1 protein-coding gene is annotated in these 1,062 nt (G+C 55.8%); it reads right to left on the bottom strand.

What is annotated here, in order from left to right; translation table 11 throughout:
• Positions 1 to 99 precede the first annotated feature (99 nt).
• Positions 100 to 987 carry a cyclase family protein gene (locus tag ABJK56_RS06745; protein ID WP_347243900.1) on the bottom strand — a complete coding sequence of 296 codons (888 nt, stop codon included), beginning with the start codon at positions 985 to 987 and terminating at the stop codon, positions 100 to 102.
• Positions 988 to 1,062 lie beyond the last annotated feature (75 nt).

The raw sequence follows: 1,062 nt of genomic DNA, 5'->3' as shown, positions 1-1,062 counted from the left end.
GCCCCGGCCTACGATCTCCAGTTAATATAATATTGCATCGCATAGCTAAATACAGATTGTGAAACACAGCATCTCAAACAATTAATAGTGTTAATTGTCTCAACGTTTTTCCTCGATTGCAATCAACCTTATCATGGAGCCGTCGCCCTTGTACCATTTGAGCGGCAGCGCTATTATCGTCACACGCTTCCCGAGAACCTTGTCCACGTCCCCTCCGACGTTCTCTATCCCTAGGATCCCATGCGTGTACAGTATCCTGTGGCAAGGCTCCCAGTACGGGAAGTCCGCGTAGAGGTCGCGCCCCGTCTCCTTCTTGTATTCCTCTAGGACCCACGGAACTAGCGGCGGCGGCTGGGCGATCCTGGTTCCCAGCGGGTGATCCATGGCCTGCGTGTCCGTTCCGACGAGCTTCACTCCCCTCTTGACGAACCACTCGCCGGCCTCCTTGTAGAAGCCTGGCGCGTAGACATAGTACTTGATGTTGTCGCCGTAGAATCTGTGCCACCCGGTGTGCACTATCACTATGTCGCCGGGCTCTATGGACGGCTCGGCCCTCTCCAGATCGTACGGCGTCACAATCCCCCACTTTTCCTTCGGAATGTCCACCACCACACCCTTCCCGATGAACCGGGTGAGCGGTATCTGATCTATGTACGGATAGTCCTCCTCCACATGCACCGGTGCATCTATGTGCGTGCCCACGTGCATAGTATGCGTCAAAACCTGTGAGAGGACCCTAGATCTGGAGTGATAATGCATCCTCTCTATTTTCACGTCATCGAAGTACGGCCAGAGGGGCGTTCCATAGCCGAAGCCCTGTGTCAAGTCGTATACCTTAACGCTCCTGCCCAGGACCTCGGCCTCGACCTCCTCCAGCGAGTCCTCGTACTTACCCAGATACTCCCTAGGGAGCATGCCATGCATGTAGACGGATTTCCCCAGATCCTCGCGCGCTTCGATGTTCTCACAGCTGGGCTTTCCGGGCAACCGTGCCTCACCTCGGGTATGTCGCGATGACCAGCATGGCGGCCGGCTCCTTCCCCTTGTTCAGTATGCTGCGCC

Origin of the sequence: Thermogutta sp. (assembly GCF_039793925.1) — a bacterium.
In the GTDB taxonomy this organism is placed as follows: domain Bacteria; phylum Planctomycetota; class Planctomycetia; order Pirellulales; family Thermoguttaceae; genus Thermogutta.
The sequence above is the reverse complement of the archived record's forward strand: the minus strand, read 5'-3'. Positions and strand labels throughout refer to the sequence as shown.